Source organism: Nostoc sp. (assembly GCF_036919555.1).
Lineage (GTDB): Bacteria > Cyanobacteriota > Cyanobacteriia > Cyanobacteriales > Nostocaceae > Nostoc.
The window spans coordinates 1-24,706 of sequence record NZ_JBALCS010000072.1 but is presented as its reverse complement, the minus strand read 5'-3'; the positions used below and the strand labels follow the sequence as shown (position 1 = coordinate 24,706).

The following is a 24,706-nucleotide window of genomic DNA, read 5'->3' as shown; positions in this document are numbered from 1 at the left end:
CCGAGTACACACAAGACGCAATAGAACAATTGCTTGCGTTTATGGCTTGATGTCTCTTAGGGGCAATGGAAGGGTCTGATGACATCCAAGGATGGATGCTTGTCGTGGGGCAAACATCCAGTTTACTGCCAATGACCAAGGACTTGACATTTTACCTTCATAACAATTTAGTTAATGGGGGCATAGGACATTGGGCATTAGGCATTGGGCATTGGGCATTGGCATTAGTTATTCTTTCTTCCCTCATCTCCCCACTTCCCCTGAAACTTAGGAATTAATTATTCACTAGGCTAATGCCGTGATATCCTGGTTCTCAGCGAGTGGTTAGTACCCTCAAGTTAAAGTTATAGTCTTGAGTCTAGCTATTATTAAGTTGTGGCACGAGAACGCATCTGTTGCCTAGCCCCATAGCTCAGTTTTATATTCTGTTGGTTTTATACACTTTTATCTCAGTATATTCATCATCTTGGTAAACAAATTTGCAGCCAATATGTTTGTTCCCTTACAGGTGGAATGCCTGTTAAACGTCTAAGTGCAGATATCTAGATTTTTCTGCTAAATGGCGATTTGTTGTATAATAATATATAGTTTAAATCGATGGAGAAATCAGATAGCCATTGTTGTAGAATGCAACATCACTTAACTTATTAAATAGTCTAGAAAATAAATGTATTAAATCTATAAAGATCGACTAAATTAGAGAAAAATATAAATCTATTCAAAATGTATTTCCAGACTGCGATCGCTATTTAAATATAAGTAAATTGTCAATTGTTCCAAATCTTAAAGGAGGAAGCAAGCTTGTCGAAATCCTATCGTTTAGCTATTTTGGGAGCAACTGGTGCAGTTGGCACAGAGTTGCTGGAATTATTAGAAAGCCGTAATTTCCCGATTGCTAACTTGAAGTTATTAGCATCAGAGCGGAGTGTCGGGCGAGCGCTGCGGTTTAAAGGGGAAAATATAGCAGTGGAGGCAGTGAGTGATCGCGCCTTTGAAAATGTTGATATAGTACTGGCTAGTGCAGGTGGTTCTACCTCTAAAACTTGGGCAGCAATTGCCGTCAAAAAGGGCGCAGTGGTAATTGACAACTCCAGCGCCTTTCGGATGAACCCGGAAGTTCCCTTAGTCGTACCAGAGGTGAATCCAGTAGCCGCAGCTAATCACCAAGGGATTATTGCTAACCCCAACTGCACGACAATTTTAATGGCTGTGGCAGTATGGCCATTGCATAAAGTTAAACCCGTGCAACGCATCGTCGCCTCAACCTACCAATCTGCTAGTGGTGCTGGTGCTCGAGCAATGGCAGAAGTCAAAACCCAAACAAGCGCTATACTACAAGGACAGCTACCAGTTGCCGAAATATTGCCTTACCCATTGGCATTTAATTTATTCCCGCATAACTCCCCATTAAACGATTTGGGTTATTGTGAGGAAGAAATGAAAATGGTCAACGAAACCCGAAAAATATTTGGTACGCAGCAAATCAGAATTACTGCAACCTGTATACGGGTTCCCGTACTCCGCGCCCACTCCGAAGCCATTAATTTAGAATTTGAGACTCCCTTTAGTGCAAAGGAAGCTAGAGAAATTTTAAGTTCCTCCCCTGGAGTGAAATTGGTAGAAGATTGGGGAACTAATCATTTTCCGATGCCAATTGAAGCAACAGGTAAAGATGAAGTTTTAGTGGGAAGAATTCGTCAGGATATTTCTCATCCTTGTGGGTTGGAATTATGGTTGTGTGGCGACCAAATCCGCAAAGGCGCAGCATTGAATGCAATACAAATTGCTGAGTTATTGGTAGAAAAAAATCTACTCAAACCATTAGCTATTAGTCATTAATCATTGATTAAGTGACAAATGATTAACGACACTTGAAAGTAATTTGCAGATAGGTTATCACAATAGAAAACCACCAAGATACAAAAACATGGGTAATCAGGAGTGAAAAAAGGGTGGGAGATTTTGGCAATGTTTTAACCGCGATGATTACGCCGTTTAAACCAGATGGTAGTGTCAACTATGATGTAGCGACAGAACTGGCGGCGCATCTAGTTAACAACGGTACAGATACATTGGTGATGTGCGGCACAACAGGAGAATCCCCGACGCTAAGTTGGGATGAGGAATACCAGTTATTTGTCGAAGTATTGCAGTCTGTGGCAGGAAAAGCTAAGGTAATCGCAGGTTGTGGTTCAAATTCCACCAAAGAAGCGATCGCTGCCACCCAAAAAGCGTCTAAGATAGGAGTACATGGTTCCTTACAAGTTGTTCCTTATTACAACAAACCGCCGCAAGCGGGATTGGAAGCACACTTTCTGGCGATAGCACAAGCCTGTCCCGACCTACCATTGTTGTTATACAATGTCCCCGGTCGTACCGGACAAAACCTTCAGCCAGAAACAGTTGCCCGGTTAGCTGAGGTTAGCAATATTGTCGGAATTAAAGAATCCACTGGTAGTATAGATCAGGCAAGCGAAATTCGTCGCTTGACACCAAAAGAATTCCACATCTATTCTGGTGATGATTACATGACTTTGCCCTTGTTAGCGATCGGGGCAAAGGGTGTGGTAAGTGTGGCTTCTCATCTGGTAGGAAACCAACTACAGCAGATGATCCAAGCTTTTCGTGCGGGGAAAATTCAGGTAGCCAGCGAGATTCATCTCCAACTGTTCCCGTTGTTTAAAGCTCTATTTCTCACTTCAAATCCCATTCCAGTGAAAAAAGCACTGAAACTTCAAGGTTGGGAGGTAGGTTCAACTCGTCCGCCGCTATGTGAAGCTGATTCAGAAGTCACTCAAAAGTTAGAAGCGGTTCTGAAAGAACTTAGTTTAATCTAGCCACCAGCGAGTTAAGCGCTGGTAGTCTGCTCCTTGCCAAAGATACATATAAACAATGACCACAATTGTTCATAAGTTGCAATTTAAAAACCTGTGCTAGGACTGATAGATATACTATGAATCCTTGAATTACAGTCGATTTTATTGAATAAAAAATTGAAATCTTCAATTAAAACTTGATTGCTTTGGGACTGACTTAAGAGACAGATGATGTTGTCTTAAATACAAGGAAAGTTAACTATCAATTTAATTAACCACAAGTAACAATCTAAGGAGAAAATGGCTAAAAACGAAGCTAACAATTCCGCCTTGAAAATTATTCCTTTGGGCGGTTTGCATGAAATTGGGAAAAATACCTGTCTTTTTGAGTATGACGATGAAATTATCTTGTTAGATGCAGGATTGGCTTTTCCCACAGAGGCGATGCATGGAGTAAATATTGTTCTGCCAGATACAACTTATCTGCGGGAAAATCGCCACAAAATTAAAGGGATGATCGTTACTCATGGTCATGAAGACCATATTGGTGGGATTGCTTTTCATCTCAAGCAATTTGATATCCCCGTGATTTATGGGCCAAGACTAGCAATGGCAATGCTAGAGGGTAAACTGGAAGAAGCGGGAGTGCGCGATCGCACAGAAATCAGAACTGTTCTACCCCGTGATGTCGTGCGGATTGGCAAAAACTTTTTGGTGGAATATATCCGTAACACCCACTCCATCGCTGATAGTTTCACCGTTGCCATTCAGACTCCCCTTGGTGTAGTCATTCACACAGGCGATTTTAAAATTGACCATACCCCAGTGGATGGTGAAAAGTTTGACTTGCAACGCCTAGCAGAACATGGTGAAAAAGGCGTTCTTTGCCTCCTAAGTGATTCCACTAACGCCGAAATCCCAGGATTTACACCTTCCGAACGTTCAGTTTATCCCAATCTGGAGAGAGTATTTAGTCAAGCTACTGGGCGATTATTTGTCACTACCTTTTCTTCCAGTGTGCATCGCATCAACATGATTTTGGATATCGCCAAGAAGCAAAACCGTGTAGTGACGATTGTGGGGCGTTCCATGCTGAACTTGATTGCTCATGCCCGCAATTTGGGTTATATCAAGTGTGAAGATAATCTGCTGCAACCATTGCACGCAGTACGTAATCTCCCGGATGAGAAAGTTTTAATTTTAACTACAGGTTCTCAGGGTGAATTGATGGCAGCAATGACCCGCATTGCCAACAAAGAACATCCTCACATTAAAATCCGCCAAGGAGATACGGTAGTATTCTCTGCTAACCCAATTCCCGGAAATACGATCGCTGTAGTCAACACCATCGATAAATTGATGATTCAGGGGGCGAAAGTGGTCTATGGCCGAGATAAAGGGATTCACGTCTCCGGTCACGGCTGTCAGGAAGAACAAAAGCTGATGATTGCCTTAACTCGACCCAAGTTCTTTGTGCCATTTCACGGCGAACATCGGATGCTGGTGAAGCACGCAGAAACGGCTCAGAGTATGGGCATTCCCGCAGAAAACATGATCATCATCCAGAATGGTGATGTTGTCGAACTGACTGAAGATGCCATTCGCGTCGCTGGTAAAGTCCCATGTGGTATCGAACTTGTAGATACTACTAGTTCGGGTATGGTAAGTGCCAAAGTTTTACAAGAACGGCAACGCATGGCTTCAGAAGGCATTATCACGATCGCAGCTGCCATTGATTGGAATGGTAAACTGTTGGCAAAACCAGAAGTTCACCTCCGGGGTGTAGTGACAAGTGTAGAGCGATCGCTGCTACAAACCTGGGTAAAACAACGGATTGAAGAAATCCTCACTGTGCGTTGGTCAGAATTTGCTGCTGGGGAAGGTGAAGCAGCAGATATAGATTGGGGTGGATTGCAAGGAACTTTAGAACGAGAATTGCAACGTTCCATCCGCCGCGAACTGCAATGTCAACCATCTGTGACTTTGTTGATGCAAATTCCTGATCAGCCGCCTGTGAAAGTTGCTGATGGGAGAAGACGCCGGACTCGGACTGCTGCTCAAGTAGCATCATAGGGATAGGGTAAGATAACAATTTAACGCAGAGGCGCAAAGACGCAGAGTTTTTCTTAGTGTCTTTGCGCTTTTGCACGTAATTCCTGAGAAAAAATCAATTAGGCTTAACCGAATTTTCTGTTCAACTACCACTACCAGTGATATTAGAAAATTTGAACTATAGTAGAAAGCAGTATATGAAATCCAATTATGCTTAATCAAGATAATATTAAGACAGCCAGAAAAATTTACTATAGGTGAGCTTTTGCAAAAAGTTGCAGATGAAAGACGAGATAGACTTCAGAACGGTCTTAGGGAAGGAAATTTTTACGTCTACTTCTGCAAAGGTAATCTGACTATTCAAATTAAGCACAATGATGTTTATTTCCTTGAAATTGATCTTGAAACTTGTAACAACTCTCGTGAATTGCTAGATTGGATATTCCATATTCACGGCAAAGCTCTGGCTGGATCTAGTTGTGTATTAGATTTAATTCTGACAGTACTTGATGATGCCTGCTATGATGTGCATGGGAAAGGTGCAGAAACTCTATTTATACGCAGTGAAGCATTAAACTGGCGTAATCCTTAGTATTTCAACATATAGATAAGCTTGGAATACCAAAGCCTCTGGTTAAAACATCAGAGGCTTTAGTATTAATTTTTAGCTTTGGCGTAAGTAAAGTTTGGAACAAGTTTGTGTTACACCCAGTTAGTGCATCATAGTCATCGTGTGTTCCCAAGAGCGATCGCCTTCAATGAACCCAGAAGTATACTAGAACTAAAGTACACACTGTTAACGTCGCTCCAAACCTTAGATGTTCCCAAAAAGTTAGCTTGTAACCTAAATCAGCAGCAGCTTCTACAACTATTAAGTTGGCAACTAAAGCAAACAAAGTCAAATGTTCAATCCGTCGAGTGATTGCAACAGACTACCAGCAACTAAAGCATCCATCGCTAGTAAATAAGGAATCGGATTTCAACCCAAAGCTTGAGTCAGAATTAAGGTTAAGGGTGTAAACCAGCAACGTCTACAGACTTCTCTCTACTTCTACGGTATTCAGCCAGCAATGAACAGGATGCGGGAACGTGGGAAGGTGGGAATACAGAGAGGAAAAACGCCTACTAGGGTATTACCAATATTTATACTTAGCAAAAATACTTGCAGGAAGACCTTATATTAAGGTTTGTAAATGCTACACTAAAACCTATCCAATGACAGATGTCTTTACTAAAATTTAAAGTACATCAAGTTATGAACAAGATCCTAATATTACACTACCGATCCCCAGAAAATTGCGATTAACTTGACGTAGTAACAAATTAGGTTCTGACTTAAGTGGCAATCAGGTATTACATTATATCGCAGTCAGGACACGATTCTTCCGGTAAAGGTCGTCGCCACGTTGGATATATTCATCAAAAAGACGAATAGCCTTAATAACACGGAGGATTAGCCATGAAGGTGTTCAACAATACTACAAAAAAGATTTTTCTGGCAAGCTGGGTATCAATCAATCAAGCAGAGACTAGCGATCATAAAGTAACCCAGCTAAACCGTCCTGTTTCCAAGCCTTACTGGGATATTCTCCAACCCTTACGGCATCGGGTAGAAAACATTCAAGTCCGCGATCGCCAACTAGCTCACCGCTTGTGCAAACTGATTCCATCTCAGTGTCCCTTTGAGCGAGATATCAAATTATTCGGGAAAACTCTGTTTCACATTCCGCCCATGTGCAAGCTCAACCCCTTATATGAAGAAGTGGTTGGTTTACGTTTCCGAGCAATGTGCTATCTAGCCGACGATTGTGGCGAAGATGTATCACAGTACTGTTGAGTGCTGAGTGCTGAGTGCTGAGTGCTGAGGGAAAAATTAAGAGTGAGAAGTGATGAGTGAGGAATTAAAAATAAAACTCCTAACTCCCGACTCATAACTATTTTTTTACTATATTTTTTTGCCATTTTTGGATAGCATCCTGAGCATCTTCGTAAGCGCCTGTCTCCTCTGGCACTAAAGCAGCCGTCGCAATTGCGCCATTACGTTCTCCTTCGACGGCGCGACGCTTGGCCAAATCTAAAATTTTCTCACTCCAGTTATTGATCGATTTTTGGGCAGTATCGAAGCCTGGTTGACCTGGTGGTACTTTCTTAGCAACTTCGATCGCACGATTGTAGGTAGATGCCTGTCCAGATTTAATCAAGGCATTAGCTGCATCTAAAAGAGTTTTGTTACTCACATACTGCTTGCCCTCTAACCGCCACAGGTTAATTGCTGCTTGTGCTTTGGCATAGGGGTCTTGATCTTTGGTGATTAATCGAGCGGCAGCAATAGCGCTAGGATACTGTCTTTGTTTAGCACGACCTTCTGCTAAATCTAAAATCATCCGGCTCCAAATCTTAATATTCTCCTGAGCTTGTTCGTACAGTGGTTCACCGGGTTTAATTTTCCGGGCTGTAGCGATCGCCAAGCCCAAATCACTAGCCTGAGTTTGTCTGAGCGACATTTTCGCCAGGTCTAATACTGCTTGATTCCGCTTTTTTGACTCGGTTTTAGAGGCTATTTGGGCGCTAGATTGGTTGCGATCGCTTGGTAAATTCTGGATAACCTGGCGATCGCTAGTAGTAGCATTAGGTGATGTGTTTGATATTTGCTTAATTCTAAAAGTTTCTTGATTACGGAGAAAAACTACAGCGATTAAACCTGCTACCAGCAAGCTACCTCCGCCCCATAAGATAAACTGTTTCCAAAAAGGGATGCTTGGCTGATTCGATGGCAATCGAGAGACGTAGCCTTGGGAGGAATTGGGGATAAATCTTCCTCTGGTATTCACTCCTAAAGAAGTTTCTGCCATTGGCTGCGAAACTAAGCCGGTAGCTGACTCCTGGACTTTTTGAGCTTTAGACTTCTCGACCTTGTGAGCCTTCACCTGTTGGGAGGACTTCACACTAGCTTCTCCCCATCTGCCCCGATCTGCTGAAGTTCTAGGGTAATCGTCGAGTGTGGGAGCCGCAAGGGCAACAGCAAAGGATTCTTCCGGATAAATCACCGGATTTGCTTGAAAGTCGCTTTCCATTGCCAATTTTGGCAAGATTACCTGCTGCCTTGATGGGATGATAGTGGCAGGGTTTTGGACAGGACGCCAGTGATGTTGACATAATTTTGGCATGAGCAGGCTTAGGTAGCTTTCTAAATCTGCCAAGTTGCTGCCATTACCAGAACGCAAAGCTTCTAACAAAGCTGCTGTAAAAAACCCGTGACCTAATTCGCTACTTTCATGGGAAAATTGCTCTGGTTGGCAAGAAAGAATTGTCGCCAGTTGTAGTTCTTGGACTAGTTCTATTGTTTCTTCACCAACGAGAGCATCCGCTTGAGTGCCAAAAGCGCGGTTGATATCGAGTAGTAGCAATACATTTAGGTCAGCAAGTTGCAGACTTTGCATTAGCGATCGCAATTCTATGCCAGTCTCTTGCACGAGTTCGGGGTTGCCCTCTGCTGGCATTAAGTAATCTTTGCCTTTATAGTTGACTCCATAACCGCTAAAGAATAACCACAGATAGTCTTCCGGTTGCCAACTTGTCGCTGCCAAATCCTCAAGCAGCAGCAGAATATTCTCCTTCGTCGGATAAGTTGACCTATCGCCAATCGGCGGCGAAGTATCTGTCATTAACAGACAGTGTTTGGGGACAAAACCTGCCTCTGTCACCAAAAAATCCTCTAGTGCCTCAGCATCTGCTTGGGCACAACTTAAAGGTTGAAATAACTGATATTGATTGATGCCAATCGCTATTGCCCAGTAATTTGCCATCCCGCTCTTTGTCAGTTATTGTTTGCTGGTCTTAAAATTGTGGTTAGCTTTGCCCAAAAAAATAAAGCTAACCTATGTTTTATAATCTAGGTGATTCTCATCGAATCTTAAGTTAAAATGTAATTTTTATTACGTTAGTTTTTCGGAAAATACTTTCACCTAATTTCAATAACAGATCATCACTAAGGAGATAGAAGGTCATGAGCAAGATTTCTGCTCACCTACCATCATCGATCACTCCCTTTTCAGTTATTAGCCAAATTGCCAGAAGAATCCGGATAATTCCTTTAGTAGTTTTGCTCATATCTACTGTTCCTGCCTGGTTTTTAACGTCAGCGATCGCACCTCAGATTGTGCGAGCTTACACCGCTAGAGTTGATCTAGCTCTTGACCGCTTGCCGGAAGAAAACTATGAAACCGTTCTCCGAAGAGCGGAAGCAGTCGCTAGGGCAGCTGCTCAACGAAGCTTTGACCAAGATATCTTGGTGACAGATGTTTCAATCATTGTGTCCGTACAAAATTATGGATCGATCGCACCAGTTCTGACATTAGAAGTCAGTCGTCCAGAATGGCGATCGCGCCCTGATGCTCAAAATTGGGCGACTTACTTCAAAACTGCGCGATCGCTACTTTTCTTTGAAAAAGAGCCGACAACCTCAAATACAGTTCCAGCAGCTAGCAGTCTGTCAACCCCAAAATAGCGGGTTTAGTATTGATCGACATACTAAAGAAGTTCAAGCGCCGGTGTTCCCACTTCAGTCTCAACCGATCAATTCAACTTACTTATTCCTTACTCAACAGTTGTCCTTCGCGTCAGTAGATGGACTAGAATATGAAGGTTGTGAAGAATCGCGATCTGCTGACATGGCTGTTCCTAAGAAGAAAACTTCCAAATCAAAACGAGATAAACGTCGAGCTACCTGGAGGCATAAAGCCGTAGTCGAAGCTCAGAAAGCTCTCTCTTTGGGCAAGTCAATTTTGACTGGACGTTCTACATTTGTCTATCCAGCTGCTGAAGAAGAGGAAGAAGAATCATAATTTCCCAGTCAGGAAAAGCATGAACAGCACCGATAGATTGGATTGGCAAAAATAACCAATCAAGACTATTACCACTGGATAAACGCTTTTTATTAGCTTTCCTGATTGGATTATGAATAATAAATACTCTACACAAGCTCATTAAATCGAGAAAAATTGGTAGTGAGTAATTGGGAACATCCATTACCCATTACCGATCATTTATGAATAATGATCAAGTAATCATATAAAGAGTATTTACAAAAAAGCTTGTAAATATCTTGAGAAAACTTATTTTTCTCCAACTATGCTAGGAAAATTTTTTCAGAAGCCAGGGAAGGAAGAGAGCGATCGCGTCCCTCCTGGTCAACATTTAGCTAAAGGTTTCCCCGTATTAACTTATGGTGCAACTCCCGAAGTTAGCGCTGAGGGATGGGAGTTTCGAGTTTGGGGTTTGGCAAAACCTGCTACCTTTAGTTGGTCAGACTTTATGGCGCTGCCTCAACATGAATTCACAGCAGACTTCCACTGTGTAACGCGCTGGTCTAAACTGGATGTCAAATGGACTGGCATTAAAGTGACAGATTTCATGGGTCTGATTGAGCTAGACCCCAAAGTAGCCCACATTATGGAACACTGCTATGGTGGCTACACTACCAATATTTCTATAGAAGATTTTATGCGGGAAGATAACTTCTTTGCCTTTAAAGTCTTTGGTGAAGCCCTTCCATCTGAACACGGTGGCCCGATGCGGCTAATTGTACCCCACCTCTACGCTTGGAAAAGTGCTAAGTGGATTAATGGTTTAGAGTTTTTAGCTGGTGAAGAACTTGGTTTTTGGGAGCGCAATGGCTACCACCGCCGTGGTGAACCTTGGGCTGAGGAGCGTTACAGCAACGCTTTTGGGTTTTAATAGTTAGGAATATAGGAGACGCGATTAATCGCGTCTGTAGAGGAGTTAGGAGTTATTCAATTTTGGATTTTAGACTTCGGCGTGACACTTGCGCCTTGGCTCAGTACAAGTCAGTCGAACGATTTTAAATTTTAAATTTTTCCTTCAATCCAAAATTCAAAATCTAAAATGGACAAAGTGAGAAGTTATAGATTTTTATTTTTCACTCATAACTCCTAACTCCTAACTCCTCACTTTTTTAACCCAAAAGTTTCTTTATGAGTGGTAATTTGCCCTCATAAGGAGCGTATCGCCATTTTAAATCCAGCCATAAAGAGTTTTGCAATACACTTTTATTATGGGAAAATGTGTCAAAACTAGCTTTGCCATGATAGTTGCCAATACCGCTATCTCCCACTCCACCAAATGGTAAAGACGAGACACCAAACTGCATCACTGTATCGTTGATACAGACTCCACCAGAGGAAGTTTCCTGCAAAACTCGCTTTTGCAGGTTTTTGTTTTGAGAAAATAAGTATAACGCCAAAGGTTTGGGTCTAGAGTTAATCAAGGCGATCGCTTCTGCAATGTCAGTATATTCAATTATCGGTAGAATGGGTCCAAAAATTTCTTCCTGCATTACAGAATCTTCCAAAGAGACATTATCAATAACTGTGGGGGCAATATAACGCTCTGAAGGTTCAGTTTTTCCACCAATGATAACTTCACCATCTTTGAGAAAGTTCACCAACCGATCAAACTGTTTTTGACTGATAATTCTGGCATAATCATGACTGTTTGCTGGATTATCGCCATAAAATTCTTTTAGGCATTTTCCCAGACCATCTATTAAATCTTTTTTGATTTTTTTATCAACTAAAAGATAGTCAGGGGCAATACAAGTTTGTCCAGCATTAATAAATTTGCCCCAAGTAACTCGTCTGATAGTGTGTTCAAGATTAATGTCAGTATCTACGATACAAGGACTTTTACCACCCAATTCTAAAGTAACTGGTGTGAGATATTTTGCTGCTGCTGCCATGATGATTTTGCCGACGGCTGTGCCACCAGTAAAAAAGATATGGTCAAACTTTTCTGCAAGTAGTTTTTGACTTGCTTCCACGTCTCCTTCAACCACTGCAATATAAGCGGGGTCAAAATGTTTGGCAATAATTTCAGCGATGATACCGGAGGTATGAGAAGCAATTTCTGAAGGTTTGATAATTGCACAATTCCCGGCTGCGATCGCACCTATTAACGGTGAGATAATTAAGTTAAATGGATAGTTCCAAGGCCCAATAATTAAGACAACCCCTAACGGTTCTGGATAAATTCTCGCTGAGTAGGAAAAAAAATCAAAGGAAACGGCTGCTTTTTTGGGCTTACTCCAGGTATTGATATGTTTTATGGCGTAATCAATTTCCTTAATTACGCCGATTTCTGTAATGTAAGTCTCCAATTCTGGTTTATGTAAATCCTCTTGTAATGCCTCGACTATTGACTGTTCATGCTCAATGATTGCTTGCTTAAGAGTTTTGAGTTGTTCAATGCGAAAAGTGACATCTTTAGTTTTGCCAGTTTTAAAAAATTCACGCTGATTCTGGATAATATCGCCAACGTTAGATAATTCAGTAGTGATCATTGTTTTGTCCCATAAAAAATTATTTATTTAATGCTAGCACTGGTATATCAGCATATTTTATTCGTCAGATTTTAGTGTTTGATTTTCTAATTGGAATATTTACTTTAAATTCTTGGTAGAGAATAGTAAAGTTATAAATTATGAATTATCACGGTAAGAAATTCGATAATTCATAATTGCTAATTATCTCATGTTTTGGTGGGTAAAAGTACAAGAAATACACTACCTTTGCCCAAATCTGAATTAAGCAGAATAATGCCTTGATGTGCCTCGACAATTCGACGAGCAAGGTACAGTCCTAAGCCACTACCAGAACTCTTGTGACTGCCTTGGCGAAATCGTTCAAATATAGTGGCTTGTTCTTCAGGAGGAATACCTGGGCCTGTATCCACTATTTCAATTCTAATGTAGTCAACAGAATTGGGTCTTTCAGAGAAGTAAGATTGGCTACTTTTGTCGAACTGGCTTTGAGAAGTCAAACGAATAGTCACAGACCCAAAATCGGTAAATTTGATCGCATTCCCGATAAGATTAGTGAATAGACGATGCAATTCTAAGCGATCGCCCATCACTGTGTTTGTGCTTGACTCCGAAGTTTTATCTAGATTAATCGACAGTGCTTTTTCTTGAGCTAGGGGTGCTAATTCTCCAGTCACTTCCTCTAGCAATCTGTCCAAATTAACCGGTTGAAATGCCAAAGTTTTGCGACCTGCTTCAAAGCGATAAACTTCCAATAAGGTATTGACCATAGAAAGCAGGTTGATATTGCTACGGGCCATGATGGCGATTACTTCCTGCATCTGTGCTGATAATGTTCCCAACGCTCCTTGCTGAAATAGCATCAACATGCGATCGGCGGCTACCAAGGGAGTGCGTAAGTCGTGAGTGAGGCGGGAGACAAAATCTTCTCGCTGGCGGGCAATTTCATCACGTTCATCCATACTATTCTTCAAGCGCAGGAGCGATCGCACTCGTGCCAGCAATTCATCTACTGTTACAGGTTTGCGGATAAAATCATCAGCACCCAAGTCTAATCCGTGGGCGACGTTGGGCGCATCATGGGCAGTTATCAGCAATATGGGGATGTATTGCGGCAATTTCATCTCTCCACGAATGTGCTTGGTGACTTCGTACCCATCCATACCTGGCATCATCAGATCCAGCAGAACCAAGTCACAAGGAGAAGCTTTCAATTCTGCCAAAGCCGAAATCCCATTTTCTGCGGTGCTAATCGTGTAACCTTCTTCCTCCAAAATAGTTTTGATCAAAAACACGTTATCAGGAGAGTCATCAACAACCAGAATTTTGTCAGAACGAGAAGATTGTGAAGTCATATAGATGCAAGGTACGGGGTAAAAGTAAATTTTTGTCAGATTAGCTTTATTTGTATCAATTTGTCTCTCAATTTCTTTAGTTGACCTTCCACGCAAGAATTATTTACTAGTAATTTGGTATTTAGGGACTGTGGAATTTCCTGCTAAGTTCAGATGGGCTGTGTTTTTTGCCAAATAATAACTCACTAATTGAATTATTGCTGGTAAAACTTTATATCAAGATACAGTAGATGGTAGTAATACATAGGTAGCATTTAATGTAGCGGATCAAGTAGGGAACTGGAGATAGAATTGCATAGGTGATCGCTGTAGAGTAAAAGTTCCTTCTAAATTTCTTAGGGGAACATACTTCTTATAGTAGAGTGAGCTTTCCCGTATGTAGGATAGTATCTCCAAAAGCGATATTTGCAGCAGAAGCCTTCGGGTAGCTCAACTGCTGATATTGCACAGGATGACGTTAATGCCCTGGTTCAAGAAATCCGCGAAAAGGTGAAACCCAGCGTCAAAGAAAAGTGTGGAACTATGCGGGTGCTGGATATGCCCCAGCCAATAGAGTTAACGGGTGAACGGGGTATGTATACCAATGTCAACATTTTGGAAAAAATCACCGGACGCAGGCGGCTAGATATCTCTGAACTGCTGCAAGACTCTGACCCAGATGACTTTGAGCGGTTTGGACTTAACAAGGTTAAAGAGAAGGGAGTACCAGGACTGGAAGCAGTACAGCGACATAACAAACTGATGGTTTTGGGTAAACCAGGCGCAGGAAAGAGTACATTTTTGAAGTATCTGGCGATGCAATGTATTGAAGGGCGGTATTTGACAAATCGATTTCCCTTATTTATCACCCTTAAAGATTTTGCAGAAACGCCCAAACAGCCAGATGTGTGGGAATATATTGCTCAAAAGTTGACACTTTGTGGAGTACAAGATGCCAGCGTTAAAACAGACCAGCTTTTGAGACAGGGTAAGGATTGGTTTTATTGGATGGCTTGGATGAAGTCCGAGAGGAAGATACAAAGCGTGTCTTACGGCAAATTAGAGATATTTCCGAGCAGTTTCATAACAATCAGTTTGTCATTACCTGTCGGATAGCTGCTAAAGAATACACCTTTGAAAGGTTCACAGAGGTAGAAGTAGCAGATTTTGACGAGGAGCAAATTGCTATTTTTGCTCAAAATTGGTTCCGGTTAAGCGATCCAGTAAAAGCTGAAAGATTTATGCACAAACTTGAGGATAACGAACCAATTAAAGAACTGGCTAGCAGTCCATTATTATTGACTCTGCTTTGTTTGGTATTCGGGGAAAGTGCAGATTTTCCAGCAAATCGTTCTGAGCTTTATAAGGAAGGTCTAGATATATTGCTAAAAAAATGGGATACCAAACGCAATATTGAGCGCGATCAAGTTTATAAAAATCTGTCGTTGCACCGCAAGGTAGATTTATTGAGTCAAATTGCCCTGACTACCTTTGAGCAGAAGGACTACTTTTTTAAACAAAAAACGGTTGAGACTTATATTGCTACCTTCATTTACAACTTGCGCGATGCTCATACTGAACCCAAAGAATTAGAACTAGATAGTGAAATAATTTTGAAGTCTATTGAAGCTCAGCATGGTCTAGTAGTTGAACGAGCAAAGGGCATTTATTCCTTTTCTCACCTAACGTTTCAAGAGTATTTTTCTGCTAGGGAAATTGTTGCTAACTCTGCCTGGAATAGTTTGGTAAAACATATCACAGAGAGACGCTGGCAAGAGGTATTTTTACTTACTGTAGGCATGATGAGGAAAGCTGATGATTTAGTACTATTGATGAAGGATAAAATTGATGTAATTATCTCTAATGATGAGTATTTACAGGCTTTTTTGGTGAAAATCTATGAAAAATCCTTATCCATAAAATCTAGGTTAAGTTTATCAACAATTAGGTCTTTTTACTTTGAACATCTTCTTTTCTTTGGTTCTGATTATGTACTCGATTCCTTAAACTACAATCTTGCCTCTGCTCTTGGTTTCAATCTTAGTAGCATGGAACTTGAAGAAGAGCTTTTCTTGGATCATTGGCTTACTGATATAATTGAAACTTCTAACTCAAATCGCCACGAAGCATTAACTTGGATTTTGGAATTAAATATTTATATTCAACCTGAATTACGAAAAGCACTTCAAGATTTACAAGAACAAGTTATTCAATTAGAAACTCAAACCAATTGGGAAGATGGCAAAGATAATCTGCCTCCTGAATGCGAAATAAAATTAAGAAATTTAGCAATTAAATATAGAAAAATTTGTTACAACTTGGAATTAAACGATTATCAACATCAATTGTTATCATATTATTATGAAGCTAACAATTTATTGCTAAATTGCCTCAATAGTGATTGTTATGTCAGTCGTGAGGTGAGGCAGGAAATTGAAAATACTTTAGTGTTACCGATAAGTGAATTTAAAAATAGTCAACTTCAATAAATACAAACTCCTGCAATGTTATTGCATCGACTTGCAATGCTAATACATCAGTTTGTTATATTCATGCATCAGAGCGATCGCATTTATTCCTCTGAGGTAATCTTATTCAAAACTTGCTGAAGTTCTGCTGTGGAAAGAATTGTGATCACACTCTCACCACAAAACAGGTGATCGCTCATTCTCTAGAAGCGAGATTATCTAAGAGTTGTTGAAATTCTGCTCTTGAAGGAATTGCGATCGCTCCCATTACACAATTTGCACTGACTGAGTGTTAATTTCTGTTAAATTAGCCAATCTGACATCATTCGTAAACAATGTTGCATTTAGAGATTTTGCAGTTGCTACAATTATTGCGTCAGGAAGCCTGAGTTTGTATTGTTTGCGAAATGCAATTGTTAAATTTTTAATATTACTATCAATACCAATGATTGTAATTTTATTTAAAAAATCAATAATTTGTGTTTCTTCTTCTAAACTGAGACTCGGATAAGAGAGCAATTCAATTTCGGTAATCACTGAAATCAAATATTGTCCTGACGGTAGTGGGTTTACCAAGCGACCACCCAAAAAATACAAAACTACATTTGTATCTAACAAAATCAAAGGTTGTGTCAACACCACTCATCCCTAATTTGTTGCTGATATTCCAAAGGGTCTTGAGTTAGTTGAATTACACCTGCATACTGGTTTAAATTAAACTCTTGTTTTTGTTGTGATTGATGAGCTTCTAATATCTTCTCAATTTGCTGCCAGTCCTGATAATCAATCAACACTGCTACCGGACACATGGCTTCATCAGTCACAATTTTTTTCTTAAAAGGTAGCATGATTTTGTATATCAGATACAACGTTTTACTATTTGATCGTAACCTCAAGACAGAAAATCGATGGGGCAACTTTACTCTCATCTTTAAGATCGATATCTGGCAATCAGCCGCTCGATGCCTACGCTTATTTCCCAGAGTTGAGATTATCTAAAACTTGCTGGAATTCTGTTGTGGAAGGAATAGCGATCGCACTTTTGAGAAGCATTTTTAGCACAGATGGTTCTTCTATCCCATTGATAGCTTCTACAATAGAGGTTGGCACTTCTCCAAATCGCGTCTCTAGGACTGCAATTACACTTTCTCTAGCATTTTGGACAATTCCTTCTTCTTTTGCTAGCCTTTCAATACTAGTTACGTACCGCATTCTATCTGCCTCCTCGTAACTTCTAACTTCTGTTTTAAAACTAAGCGCCAACTCTTTTGGCAAAACCATTATCCAGTCGATAAACCGAAATAATTCCCGAATATCTTCCCGGCTATATCCCCGTTCATACAGCCGTCTGACTAGGCTTAGTTTCCACTGTAGCCGATTTTCTGGGTTTCGTTGCGTTGCTTTGGTCTTGAGATGCGCCATCACAATTACACCAAAGGGATTGGTAGTTTGCTCTAGGGTTTCCCACCCTTGCTCATAGTCCAACAGTTTCGCCACAGGGAACTCTAAGCTGACGCGACATCCCCCCAGTTGATAGCTGTAGCTGGAAGGTCGCGAATTCGCTTGTTCATCTGCTAAAACTGCTAAACTAATGACTCGCTTTTTATGGCGGTCAAACAAGCGGTAATTATATGTGTACATCCGTTCGGCAAATTGGCTGTCATATTGCCCTTGGACTTCCACATGAACCAATACCCAAGCTTCCTCTCCATCCAGTAGCCAAACTTTTGCGACTTTATCAACCAAACGCCGCCCAATTTCTGCATCCGGTTCTAGCTGTTGCAGTTCTGTGTCCAAAAATTCATAAGGTCGCGTCCAGTCGATTTCAGCATAAGCTTGGGTGAAAAAGAATTCCAGAAAACGGGGAAAATATAGCTCAATGACTTCTTTCCAAGGACTATCGTAATCAGTAAGTTGCTCGGTCATGAATTAAAACAAAAAGTACCTCTGCGCCATTGGTAAAACTGTCGCAGGTTCACAAATCAGCAACTCACCATCTGCCCTTACTTCGTATGTTTCTGGATCTACTTCAATGTGCGGTAATGCATCATTCAGCTTCATATCCCGCTTACTCAATTGGCGTGTTCCAGAAACTGCAACTGCTGCCTTTTGTAAACCTAGCTGGCTGGGAATTTCTTTCTCTAAAGCTGCTTGAGAAACAAAAGTCAATGATGTGGCATGACGCGCACCTGCAAAACTACCAAACATCGGTCGCATATGCACTGGTTGCGGTGTGGGAATACTGGCGTTGGCATCGCCCATTTGCGACCATGCAATCATTCCGCCTTTAATCACTATCTCTGGTTTCACGCCAAAAAACGCCGATCGCCACAAACATAAATCTGCTAATTTTCCTTCTTCCACTGAACCCACATATTCAGCAATTCCGTGAGCGATCGCTGGGTTAATAGTATACTTAGCAACATATCTTTTTGCCCTAAAGTTGTCTGCTCTTTGCTCTGTTCCCTGTGGGTTAAGACTTCCTCGTTGCACCTTCATTTTGTGAGATGTCTGCCAGGTGCGAATTATCACTTCGCCTACCCTTCCCATTGCCTGGGAATCGGAAGAAATCATGCTAAATGCACCTAAGTCGTGCAAAATGTCTTCAGCAGCAATGGTTTCTCGGCGGATGCGAGATTCGGCAAAGGCCACATCTTCGGCGATCGCTGGATCGAGGTGATGACATACCATCAACATATCCAGGTGTTCATCTAAGGTGTTGAGGGTGTAAGGACGTGTGGGGTTGGTAGAAGATGGCAGAACATTGGCTTGACCGCAAACTTTGATAATATCTGGTGCGTGTCCGCCGCCTGCGCCTTCAGTGTGGTAGGTGTGGATGGTACGATTCTTAAAAGCAGCGATCGTATCTTCAACAAATCCGGCTTCATTCAGGGTATCAGTATGAATCGCTACCTGCACATCATATTCATCGGCAACGCTGAGGCAAGTATCAATTGCTGCGGGTGTAGTTCCCCAGTCTTCATGCAGCTTTAACCCCATTGCACCGGCAGCTACTTGTTCTACAAGTGCTTGAGGTTGACTGGCGTTACCTTTACCCAAAAATCCTAAGTTGACGGGAAAAGCATCAGCAGCTTGCAGCATCCGATAAATGTTCCAAGGACCGGGGGTGCAGGTAGTGGCATTTGTACCTGTAGCTGGGCCAGTACCGCCACCAATCATAGTGGTAATACCAGAAGCGATCGCAACTTCAATCTGCTGAGGACAAATAAAATGAATATGGGCATCAATACCGCCAGCAGTGAGAATCATCCCTTCCCCTGCTAAGGCTTCAGTTCCAGGGCCGATAATAATATCTACATTATTTTGAATATAAGGATTTCCGGCTTTACCAATTTTGAAAATCTTGCCATCTTTAATGCCAATATCTGCTTTGACAATACCCCACCAATCGAGAATTAAGGCATTAGTAATTACTAAATCAACAGCACCATCGGCGTTAGAAATGGGGGATTGTCCCATCCCGTCTCTGATGACTTTACCGCCGCCGAATTTTACTTCATCGCCGTAGGTGGTGAAGTCTTGTTCAACTTCAATAAATAATTCTGTGTCTGCAAGTCGGATGCGATCGCCTACTGTCGGGCCGTATGTTTCGGCGTAGGCGCTGCGATCCATTCTGTAACTCATTATCTCATTCCTCTTAATTTAAAATATCTGAATCAATTCCTAATTCAGCTCTCCATTCTAATAAAGGTTTATCCCAATGTTCTTCCCACTTTTGCGCTAATAATGGTTTTGCTTTTGAACCCATTGTGTAGCCGACAGCTATCTGTTCTAATAAATCAGGGAGAACATCTGGCGATTTTACGAGGATGGATAATAACCCGCCTCCTACTAAGAAAACAGCTAAATTTCTGCGGGTTTGGGCTAATTCAAAAGCTTTAAGACCTAGTTCTCCCAGTCCATCAGTCTTAAAACCTGTAACTACATGCCAAATATCATGAGTTTGACGGCTGCGTAACAGCACATAACTCACATCGTCTTGTACTTGTATTTGACGATAAAAACCGGGGTCAAAACTAGATTTTTTAATATAAGATGCGTAGGCATATCCTAATGAGTCTTCAGGATATTGCAGCAATACTTCGATATTAGGATATGGTGCAATATAACGTTCTTGAATCAACAATAATACTTCCGGTTGAGCTTTTAACCACTCAACAGCTAGTAAACTCGCCTGAGTGTAACGCAACTCATCTTCCAGATTGTAAATATAGTCTAGATTAGTTGGTTCTCTAAACAGACACACCATTGATTTCAATATAGTTTTAAAATCACGGCTGATGCGTCGCTGTTCTGCTATTAACATATAAAATCCTCAATGAATGTCTGACTCTATTTTAGATTAGTGGCAAGTTTCCGTTAATTTTAGCGTTGAAGCCGTAGACTTGGCGAGTACCAACTAAGGGGACTAAAGTTACTTCTTTTTCGTCGCCTGGTTCAAAGCGAACTGCGGTTCCTGCGGGGATATCGAGGCGCATTCCTTGCGCTTGTTCTCTGTCAAAGTTTAAGGCTGTATTAACTTCATAAAAGTGATAGTGAGAACCTACTTGTATGGGCCGATCGCCTGTATTTGACACTTGTAATTTTACCGTTGGACGACCAACATTTAGTTCAATTTCACCTTCTGGTGTAATAATTTCTCCGGGTATCATATATCGATTGTTCCTAATTTTAAAGATAAAGATTTTCTAAAAAATCCACAAACGGTCTGAAAGCTTGAGGACATTCGTCTGCAATATCGTGATAGTTAGCATTTCCTAATATTCTTGGTGCATCTACAGAACCTTTGTATTTTTTACCACATCTTTGAAACATTCTCTCTACAATATCTTTAGGTGGAACATTATGGTTTTGATCTTCAACTGGTTGTATCCATGTCATTGGCAAAGCATTAATACCAAGTACACTTCTTAATTGGGATTCAGCAGCTAAAATTAATGATTCCAAATCATGTTTAAAGCAAAAAACTTTCAAACACTCTCTTAATCGATTATCATCAATTCCTTTAGAATATAATGCTTGATTAAAGTTGTTGAAAATACCACTTTCTAATTCCCGAACTGTTTCATGAGCGAAACCCTTATTTTTAGGATATAGGTCTGGCATGATTACCACAAGTGTAGCTGGCTTATTCCGTATAATATCGACTGCTTTAATTGGTATCTTTATGAGTAAATCTTTTTTAGCATCCCCCCCTCTATCATTATTATTTCCTTTAACAGCAAAAAAATCGATGCTAATACCCTGCTGTGATTTTTCTTCAAGTAAAGGTGCTAATAATGCTTGCATTGCTAATTTGTCAGATATGCCTTCTACATAAATATCAACTTTCATGGAAGTCGCTCTAATTCATCACTACGGTGTAACTGTTCTATTTCATCTGAGCCAAAATCATCAAGCATATCTATTAAAACTTGAGAATTTCCAGGTTTAATAAACTTTGCTTCCCCATTTTCTTTTCTGAGTACAGCAATTTGAGATATGTCAAATTGAGTTAAGAAATAAGAAGCATGAGTAGCCAATAAAATTTGAGTGCGTTCAGAAGCTTTTTCAAATAAAGCAGCAAGAACAGGAAGCGTTCGAGGATGAACGCCTTGGTCTGGTTCGTCGATGCAAATTAAAGAGGGTGGATTTGGCTGCACACAGAGACAAATCCAACAAATTAAGCGTAGAATACCATCTGATAAATCAGCAAGGCTAAGGTCTTGATCAATTCCTGATTCCTGCCAAAAAGCTATCACTTCTCCTGGTCCACCACGCGCTTTTACTGTCAAACCTTTAAAACCAGGAATCACAGAACGCAAGTGTTGTTGTAGTTCTTCAAATGCTGATCTATGTTCAGTCATTAAGTAATGTAATATTGAACTTAAATTGCCAGCATCTTCATGTAAAACAGGCTCTTGTTCAAGAGGAACGGATTTGCGAATTTTCTCATTTGCTATGTTGAAAGAACTATAAAATCTCCAATCTCGAATATATTCCCGTAGCTCATAAAGAACTTCTAACGCTGGGTTTGTCATTGAGCTTAGGGCTAATTGATTGGGACGTTTTAAGGCAATTTCTTGTTCAATATCTAATTCTGTAAACTTTTTTTTATCAGGTTCTTTAACAACACCTCTATTGCCTTTAATATCCATGTATATATAAGGATTGGCATATTGGTCACTAAATGGTTTTGAGGACTCTACGCGCTCGTAGGAAATTTGAGTACGACCTACAGGCCCCATAAGTTCTCCTAAATATCTAATACCAACTGGACGATCTGTATCAATTTTTATGTTCCATTGAAACTTTTTTAAACCTGGAATATGAAAAATCTCTTGACCAATGGAACCCGGAACTATTTCGGGAGGTATATCTTGATAAAGACTGTCTCGTAAAAATTTGAGAAATTCAAACAAACTTGATTTGCCAGCACCGTTAGCGCCAACAATAATTTCTAGGGGTTGTAATGGTGCTTCTAAATTTCTAAAAGGTCGATAACCTTGGATTTTGACTGATGTTAATCGGTATGGTGATAGCATCTCGTTACCTCTATTTGCCTTCTCTTCTATTTCTCCTATATTAAGTTCTTTTTCATTAACGAATTGGATTATGCACTGTCACTAACTTTGTGCCATCAGGAAAAGTAGCTTCAACCTGTACTTCATGCACCATTTCTGGTATCCCTTCCATGACATCATCCCGCGTTAATAAAGTTGTACCATAACTCATTAATTCTGCTACAGTTTGCCCATCTCTCGCTCCTTCTAAAATAGCAGCAGAAATATAAGCGAGCGCTTCGGGATAATTCAGTTTCAAACCCCTTCCTTTACGTCTTTCTGCTAATAAAGCAGCAGTAAAAATTAATAGCTTATCTTTTTCCTGCGGCGTCAATTGCATTCTTACCTCCTCTGTGTTCTCTGCGCCTCTGCGGTTCGTTCAAACCTGCCACACTCTTGGTATACAATTACCACGATTCAAAAAAGAAACTCGCAGCAACTGCCAAACATCAATAAACCAGTTTCTCACCTCAGATGTAGAAGAACCGCGATATCGACACAATAATCCATGTTGTAATCGGCTAACACCCACTTCTCCCTCCCCATCCCACAAATTTCGCATTTTTTCGACGATTTCTGCTGAAACTGCACCACCAACCCAAACTAGACTACCTACAATTGGTTTTCCAGCCAAGCCGTGGGGACTGTGAAAAATGTCTTCGCTACCCCGTAACCATTGCCGATCAATCCATAAAGGAACATCTTGCTGCCAAATTTCGGTGTGCGATCGCCATTCTCCCTGCAAGAATTTTTCTCCTCTAGCACTGCGACCAAATCGGGTAATTTCCCAGCCTAAGAAGCTAGCCCCGGTTGCTAATTCTACCCGTAAATCTTGCCGATAAATCGCACCGTTAAATAAAATTGTCTCTTGCGGCAACCATTCTAAACAAGCACCAGCATCAACTTGCATTTGGATGGTTTGTCTAGCTTGTAAGCCATTGCTGCGATATATCTTGCTTGCAGCCGCTGTGGTGATTAAGGCTTGGGCTTGGGGTTGGAGGTGGATGTTAGAGGATAAGCGATCGCCTCCCACGACTCCCCCAGCTGTATGTAAAATGACGCTATGACAAACTTTTTCCCCTTCTGGATAAAATGGGCGTTGTACCTTCAGGGGCGCTTGTTGGTGATTGTAAATTAATTGGGTTGCACCTTGGCGATCGGCATAGACTAAATTAAGTTTGCCATGCCAGCCTTCTGCTATTTGTGAGTTGCAGGTCATTTATAAATTCAAGATTAAAGTTCAGATACCTTATATTTATTTAATGCTTTACCTGCAATTTATGATTACTTTTTTGCCAAAATTACATAATCATCTAAGGCATAGTTTGACTGATACTTATGACCAAAATACTGTTGGAGTATTAGACTCATATACGGTTTTTTTGGTAATTTTTCTTGAGCAAACTTAGCAAATTGAGCACCTGGTAAAGATGTTCTTAAACCTGTTGAAGTTAGATATTTATACCAGACTAACTCCAATCCAAGTTCTGCCAGAAATTTATGCACTACATTTTTTTCCTGCTCTTGGTTTTCAACTTGGTGACATCGTAAACTTGGAATAACTTTTTATTTTGCACAATTAGCAAAATATAACCTGGATTTTTTAAGCTGGTAGCAAATATTTGCTTGTAAGTATTATTAGCTTCAAGCCTCTTAGCTGGATCTAAAAAGAAACAGTGGGAAATTATGATAAAGTCGAAAAAGTCTTTGGGTAGATTATTCGATTGAGTTTTTCAAGTAAAAAGATCAGTAGTAACAAAGCGGAAATAAGCATTCACTGTGGTTATACGCGACTCTATATATCGTCGCCAAAACTGAAGTCCACGAAACTGGAAGGCATCTTCTTTTTCTAAAGAGTAGTAGGATATGTGCATTTCCGGGATATCAAAAAAACCGCTACTACTTTGGAGAAATAAAGCTAAACCATAAGCAACTGTTCCTGGTCCCGCTGCAATATCAAGGATATTAACCTTACTTGGTAGTAAAGCATCCTGGTAAATGAGAAACCAAGCTAAATATGTGCAATATACATTTTCTAAAAAATATAGCAACCGCCAAGGTGGTTTGGGCATAAACTAGAAGTAGTCCCTTTCGTTATCCTGCAAAACGCGATCGCTGTAAATATGCCCAAACCCTA

The 24,706-nt window shown here is 40.7% G+C and carries 26 protein-coding genes and 1 pseudogene; 11 read left to right on the top strand and 16 right to left on the bottom strand.

Annotated elements, in window-relative coordinates; translation table 11 throughout:
- The first annotated feature begins 65 nt into the window (after nucleotides 1-65).
- The 5 genes from V7K36_RS19620 to V7K36_RS19600 all read left to right on the top strand — a co-directional run bounded on the left by V7K36_RS19620 (nucleotide 66) and on the right by V7K36_RS19600 (nucleotide 5,460).
- Entirely contained in the window at nucleotides 66-278 is a 213-nt protein-coding gene (locus tag V7K36_RS19620) for a hypothetical protein (RefSeq protein WP_335118424.1), read from the top strand.
- 523 nt (nucleotides 279-801) lie between these two features.
- The gene (locus tag V7K36_RS19615) at nucleotides 802-1,839 is read left to right on the top strand and encodes an aspartate-semialdehyde dehydrogenase (protein ID WP_335118422.1); all 1,038 of its coding nucleotides are present in this window, start codon (nucleotides 802-804) and stop codon (nucleotides 1,837-1,839) included.
- 113 nt (nucleotides 1,840-1,952) lie between these two features.
- Complete coding sequence (dapA, locus tag V7K36_RS19610; protein ID WP_335118420.1) at nucleotides 1,953-2,837, top strand: 4-hydroxy-tetrahydrodipicolinate synthase; 885 nt, start codon at nucleotides 1,953-1,955, stop codon at nucleotides 2,835-2,837.
- Nucleotides 2,838-3,116: 279 nt separating this feature from the next.
- Nucleotides 3,117-4,889 carry a ribonuclease J gene (locus tag V7K36_RS19605; RefSeq protein ID WP_334948082.1) on the top strand — a complete coding sequence of 591 codons (1,773 nt, stop codon included), beginning with the start codon at nucleotides 3,117-3,119 and terminating at the stop codon, nucleotides 4,887-4,889.
- Nucleotides 4,890-5,133: 244 nt separating this feature from the next.
- A complete protein-coding gene (locus tag V7K36_RS19600) occupies nucleotides 5,134-5,460 on the top strand; it encodes a hypothetical protein (protein ID WP_335118418.1) in 327 nt (108 codons plus the stop codon).
- Between the two features lie 163 nt (nucleotides 5,461-5,623).
- On the opposite strand, the pseudogene V7K36_RS19595 reads toward V7K36_RS19600, so the two are convergent.
- Nucleotides 5,624-5,773: pseudogene (locus V7K36_RS19595) on the bottom strand (anion transporter); the annotation flags it as partial.
- Between the two features lie 554 nt (nucleotides 5,774-6,327).
- Here V7K36_RS19595 and V7K36_RS19590 point away from each other — a divergent pair.
- Complete coding sequence (locus V7K36_RS19590; RefSeq protein ID WP_334833504.1) at nucleotides 6,328-6,705, top strand: Mo-dependent nitrogenase C-terminal domain-containing protein; 378 nt, start codon at nucleotides 6,328-6,330, stop codon at nucleotides 6,703-6,705.
- 97 nt (nucleotides 6,706-6,802) lie between these two features.
- Here the strand turns inward: V7K36_RS19590 and V7K36_RS19585 are convergent, their stop codons facing one another.
- Complete coding sequence (locus V7K36_RS19585) at nucleotides 6,803-8,674, bottom strand: caspase family protein (RefSeq protein ID WP_335118416.1); 1,872 nt, start codon at nucleotides 8,672-8,674, stop codon at nucleotides 6,803-6,805.
- A 200-nt stretch (nucleotides 8,675-8,874) separates the two neighbouring features.
- On the opposite strand from V7K36_RS19585, the gene V7K36_RS19580 reads away from it, so the two are divergent.
- From V7K36_RS19580 to V7K36_RS19570, 3 genes are all read left to right on the top strand, one after another.
- Entirely contained in the window at nucleotides 8,875-9,375 is a 501-nt protein-coding gene (locus tag V7K36_RS19580) for a hypothetical protein (protein WP_334833500.1), read from the top strand.
- Nucleotides 9,376-9,538: 163 nt separating this feature from the next.
- A complete protein-coding gene (gene rpmF / locus V7K36_RS19575) occupies nucleotides 9,539-9,712 on the top strand; it encodes a 50S ribosomal protein L32 (RefSeq protein WP_094328804.1) in 174 nt (57 codons plus the stop codon).
- A 286-nt stretch (nucleotides 9,713-9,998) separates the two neighbouring features.
- Nucleotides 9,999-10,604 (top strand): sulfite oxidase-like oxidoreductase, encoded by a 606-nt coding sequence (locus tag V7K36_RS19570; RefSeq protein ID WP_335118414.1) that lies wholly within the window; start codon nucleotides 9,999-10,001, stop codon nucleotides 10,602-10,604.
- Nucleotides 10,605-10,842: 238 nt separating this feature from the next.
- On the opposite strand, the gene V7K36_RS19565 is transcribed toward V7K36_RS19570, so the two are convergent.
- Together V7K36_RS19565 and V7K36_RS19560 are read right to left on the bottom strand one after the other, a co-directional pair.
- Nucleotides 10,843-12,225, bottom strand: coding sequence for an aldehyde dehydrogenase (locus V7K36_RS19565; protein WP_335118412.1), 1,383 nt, complete (start codon nucleotides 12,223-12,225; stop codon nucleotides 10,843-10,845).
- Nucleotides 12,226-12,413: 188 nt separating this feature from the next.
- Nucleotides 12,414-13,559, bottom strand: a complete 1,146-nt coding sequence (locus V7K36_RS19560; protein ID WP_335118410.1) for a hybrid sensor histidine kinase/response regulator — start codon at nucleotides 13,557-13,559, stop codon at nucleotides 12,414-12,416.
- A gap of 405 nt (nucleotides 13,560-13,964) precedes the next feature.
- Here V7K36_RS19560 and V7K36_RS34195 point away from each other — a divergent pair, with 405 nt between their 5' ends.
- Together V7K36_RS34195 and V7K36_RS19555 are read left to right on the top strand one after the other, a co-directional pair.
- Nucleotides 13,965-14,654, top strand: a complete 690-nt coding sequence (locus tag V7K36_RS34195; RefSeq protein WP_442948486.1) for an NACHT domain-containing protein — start codon at nucleotides 13,965-13,967, stop codon at nucleotides 14,652-14,654.
- Nucleotides 14,543-16,027 (top strand): NACHT domain-containing protein, encoded by a 1,485-nt coding sequence (locus tag V7K36_RS19555; RefSeq protein WP_442948487.1) that lies wholly within the window; start codon nucleotides 14,543-14,545, stop codon nucleotides 16,025-16,027. The genes V7K36_RS34195 and V7K36_RS19555 overlap by 112 nt, the downstream gene beginning before the upstream one ends.
- Nucleotides 16,028-16,273: 246 nt before the next feature.
- Here V7K36_RS19555 and V7K36_RS19550 read toward each other — a convergent pair whose 3' ends face one another.
- From V7K36_RS19550 to V7K36_RS19495, 12 genes are all read right to left on the bottom strand, one after another.
- Nucleotides 16,274-16,645, bottom strand: coding sequence for a type II toxin-antitoxin system VapC family toxin (locus tag V7K36_RS19550; protein WP_335118406.1), 372 nt, complete (start codon nucleotides 16,643-16,645; stop codon nucleotides 16,274-16,276).
- A complete protein-coding gene (locus tag V7K36_RS19545; RefSeq protein ID WP_442948485.1) occupies nucleotides 16,639-16,854 on the bottom strand; it encodes a hypothetical protein in 216 nt (71 codons plus the stop codon). Before V7K36_RS19545 ends, V7K36_RS19550 begins: the two co-directional genes overlap by 7 nt.
- Nucleotides 16,855-16,978: 124 nt before the next feature.
- On the bottom strand, nucleotides 16,979-17,932 hold the full coding sequence (locus V7K36_RS19540) for a transposase (protein WP_335118402.1): 954 nt from the start codon (nucleotides 17,930-17,932) through the stop codon (nucleotides 16,979-16,981).
- 3 nt (nucleotides 17,933-17,935) lie between these two features.
- On the bottom strand, nucleotides 17,936-19,651 hold the full coding sequence (gene ureC, locus V7K36_RS19535) for an urease subunit alpha (RefSeq protein WP_335118400.1): 1,716 nt from the start codon (nucleotides 19,649-19,651) through the stop codon (nucleotides 17,936-17,938).
- Nucleotides 19,652-19,664: 13 nt separating this feature from the next.
- Nucleotides 19,665-20,333 carry a Coq4 family protein gene (locus V7K36_RS19530; protein ID WP_335118398.1) on the bottom strand — a complete coding sequence of 223 codons (669 nt, stop codon included), beginning with the start codon at nucleotides 20,331-20,333 and terminating at the stop codon, nucleotides 19,665-19,667.
- 31 nt (nucleotides 20,334-20,364) lie between these two features.
- On the bottom strand, nucleotides 20,365-20,679 hold the full coding sequence (locus V7K36_RS19525; protein WP_335118396.1) for an urease subunit beta: 315 nt from the start codon (nucleotides 20,677-20,679) through the stop codon (nucleotides 20,365-20,367).
- A 19-nt stretch (nucleotides 20,680-20,698) separates the two neighbouring features.
- Nucleotides 20,699-21,361 carry a DUF4276 family protein gene (locus V7K36_RS19520; protein WP_335118394.1) on the bottom strand — a complete coding sequence of 221 codons (663 nt, stop codon included), beginning with the start codon at nucleotides 21,359-21,361 and terminating at the stop codon, nucleotides 20,699-20,701.
- On the bottom strand, nucleotides 21,358-22,551 hold the full coding sequence (locus tag V7K36_RS19515) for an AAA family ATPase (protein WP_335118392.1): 1,194 nt from the start codon (nucleotides 22,549-22,551) through the stop codon (nucleotides 21,358-21,360). The genes V7K36_RS19520 and V7K36_RS19515 overlap by 4 nt, the downstream gene beginning before the upstream one ends.
- Nucleotides 22,552-22,606: 55 nt before the next feature.
- On the bottom strand, nucleotides 22,607-22,909 hold the full coding sequence (ureA, locus tag V7K36_RS19510) for an urease subunit gamma (RefSeq protein WP_335118390.1): 303 nt from the start codon (nucleotides 22,907-22,909) through the stop codon (nucleotides 22,607-22,609).
- A 39-nt stretch (nucleotides 22,910-22,948) separates the two neighbouring features.
- Nucleotides 22,949-23,788: an urease accessory protein UreD gene (locus V7K36_RS19505; protein WP_335118388.1), complete on the bottom strand. Its 840-nt coding sequence runs from the start codon at nucleotides 23,786-23,788 to the stop codon at nucleotides 22,949-22,951.
- 65 nt (nucleotides 23,789-23,853) lie between these two features.
- Nucleotides 23,854-24,075 (bottom strand): hypothetical protein, encoded by a 222-nt coding sequence (locus V7K36_RS19500; protein WP_335118385.1) that lies wholly within the window; start codon nucleotides 24,073-24,075, stop codon nucleotides 23,854-23,856.
- Nucleotides 24,076-24,302: 227 nt separating this feature from the next.
- The gene (locus V7K36_RS19495) at nucleotides 24,303-24,641 is read right to left on the bottom strand and encodes a hypothetical protein (protein ID WP_335118383.1); all 339 of its coding nucleotides are present in this window, start codon (nucleotides 24,639-24,641) and stop codon (nucleotides 24,303-24,305) included.
- Nucleotides 24,642-24,706 lie beyond the last annotated feature (65 nt).

Bases quoted from the DNA above. Each gene is read 5' to 3' on its own strand.
- rpmF (WP_094328804.1), top strand. From the start codon at position 9,539: ATGGCTGTTCCTAAGAAGAAAACTTCCAAATCAAAACGAGATAAACGT.
- V7K36_RS19520 (WP_335118394.1), bottom strand. From the start codon at position 21,361: ATGAAAGTTGATATTTATGTAGAAGGCATATCTGACAAATTAGCAATG.
- V7K36_RS19525 (WP_335118396.1), bottom strand. From the start codon at position 20,679: ATGATACCCGGAGAAATTATTACACCAGAAGGTGAAATTGAACTAAAT.
- V7K36_RS19495 (WP_335118383.1), bottom strand. From the start codon at position 24,641: ATGCCCAAACCACCTTGGCGGTTGCTATATTTTTTAGAAAATGTATAT.
- ureC (WP_335118400.1), bottom strand. From the start codon at position 19,651: ATGAGTTACAGAATGGATCGCAGCGCCTACGCCGAAACATACGGCCCG.
- ureA (WP_335118390.1), bottom strand. From the start codon at position 22,909: ATGCAATTGACGCCGCAGGAAAAAGATAAGCTATTAATTTTTACTGCT.
- V7K36_RS19620 (WP_335118424.1), top strand. From the start codon at position 66: ATGGAAGGGTCTGATGACATCCAAGGATGGATGCTTGTCGTGGGGCAA.
- V7K36_RS19590 (WP_334833504.1), top strand. From the start codon at position 6,328: ATGAAGGTGTTCAACAATACTACAAAAAAGATTTTTCTGGCAAGCTGG.
- V7K36_RS19530 (WP_335118398.1), bottom strand. From the start codon at position 20,333: ATGTTAATAGCAGAACAGCGACGCATCAGCCGTGATTTTAAAACTATA.
- V7K36_RS19585 (WP_335118416.1), bottom strand. From the start codon at position 8,674: ATGGCAAATTACTGGGCAATAGCGATTGGCATCAATCAATATCAGTTA.
- V7K36_RS19570 (WP_335118414.1), top strand. From the start codon at position 9,999: ATGCTAGGAAAATTTTTTCAGAAGCCAGGGAAGGAAGAGAGCGATCGC.
- V7K36_RS19540 (WP_335118402.1), bottom strand. From the start codon at position 17,932: ATGACCGAGCAACTTACTGATTACGATAGTCCTTGGAAAGAAGTCATT.
- V7K36_RS19545 (WP_442948485.1), bottom strand. From the start codon at position 16,854: ATGCTACCTTTTAAGAAAAAAATTGTGACTGATGAAGCCATGTGTCCG.
- V7K36_RS19580 (WP_334833500.1), top strand. From the start codon at position 8,875: ATGAGCAAGATTTCTGCTCACCTACCATCATCGATCACTCCCTTTTCA.
- V7K36_RS19515 (WP_335118392.1), bottom strand. From the start codon at position 22,551: ATGCTATCACCATACCGATTAACATCAGTCAAAATCCAAGGTTATCGA.
- V7K36_RS19505 (WP_335118388.1), bottom strand. From the start codon at position 23,788: ATGACCTGCAACTCACAAATAGCAGAAGGCTGGCATGGCAAACTTAAT.
- V7K36_RS19605 (WP_334948082.1), top strand. From the start codon at position 3,117: ATGGCTAAAAACGAAGCTAACAATTCCGCCTTGAAAATTATTCCTTTG.
- V7K36_RS19560 (WP_335118410.1), bottom strand. From the start codon at position 13,559: ATGACTTCACAATCTTCTCGTTCTGACAAAATTCTGGTTGTTGATGAC.
- V7K36_RS19565 (WP_335118412.1), bottom strand. From the start codon at position 12,225: ATGATCACTACTGAATTATCTAACGTTGGCGATATTATCCAGAATCAG.